We start from the raw sequence: 1,153 nt of genomic DNA on the forward strand, positions 1-1,153 counted from the left end.
CTTGCTCAGGCCTGGCTGCCGGGGCGGTACTGCAGCGCTTCGGCGAGGTGCTGGCGGCCGATGCGGGGGGCCTGTTCGAGGTCGGCGAGGGTGCGAGCCACCTTGAGCAGCCGGTGGGCGGCGCGCAGCGACAGGCCGAGGCGCTCGCAGGCGTGTTCCAGCCAGCGCTGGTCCTCGGCCTGCAACTGGCAGTGGCTGCGCAGGCCGGCGAGGTCGAGAAAGGCATTCGCGCAGCCCTGGCGAGCCAGCTGCAGCTGCCGGGCCTGTGCCACCTGGGCGGCGGCTTCGGCACTGCTTTGCCCGGCTTGTGGCGGCGCGTTGAGCGCGGTGGCTTCGCGGGCGACGGTCAGGTGCAGGTCGATGCGATCGAGCAGCGGTCCGGAGAGCTTGCTGCGATAGCGCTGGATTTGGTCGGGCGAGCAGTGGCAACGGCCGCCGGGATCGCCGAGATAGCCACAGGGGCAGGGATTCATCGCCGCCACCAGCTGGAAGCGCGCCGGGAAGCGCACCTTGTCGCGCGCCCGGGCGATGACGATCTGGCCCGATTCCAGTGGCTCGCGCAGCACCTCGAGAACCTTGCGGTCGAACTCGGGCAGTTCGTCGAGAAACAACACGCCCTGGTGCGCCAGGGTGATCTCGCCGGGTTGCGGCCGGCTGCCGCCACCGACCAGCGCCGGCCCGGATGCACTGTGATGGGGCTGGCGAAAGGGTCGCTGCGGCCAGTGCGCGAGCGGGCTGTGGCTGGCCACCGAATGGATCGCCGCGACTTCCAGCGCTTCCTGCTCGTCGAGCGGCGGCAACAGCCCGGGCAGGCGGCTGGCCAGCAGGGTCTTGCCGGTCCCCGGTGGGCCGGAGAACAGCAGGTTGTGCGCGCCGGCCGCAGCGACCAGCAGGCCGCGCTTGGCGGCCTGCTGGCCCTGCACGTCGGCCAGGTCGGGGTAGGGCAGGGTCTGGCGCAGCAGGCCCTGCGCCACGTAGGGTTGCAGCGGCGTCGCGCCATTGAAGTGCGCGGCGACTTCGAGCAAGTGGTCGGCGGCATAGACGACCAGGCCGGAGGCCAGGCTGGCTTCCTCGGCATTGGCCCGTGGCACCAGCAAGGCACGGCCGGCAGCGCGTGCCGCGAGCGCCGCCGGCAGCACGCCCTGGACCGGCC

Annotated in this window: 1 protein-coding gene; it reads right to left on the reverse strand. The window is 72.3% G+C overall.

Going from position 1 to position 1,153, the window contains the following annotated elements; genetic code table 11:
* Positions 1 to 5 precede the first annotated feature (5 nt).
* Positions 6 to 1,153: YifB family Mg chelatase-like AAA ATPase (locus BAY1663_RS22760; protein WP_037045416.1), on the reverse strand; the 1,148-nt coding region annotated here is incomplete at its 5' end.

It is taken from the genome of Pseudomonas sp. BAY1663, assembly GCF_000582595.1.
Taxonomy (GTDB): domain Bacteria; phylum Pseudomonadota; class Gammaproteobacteria; order Pseudomonadales; family Pseudomonadaceae; genus Stutzerimonas; species Stutzerimonas stutzeri_AF.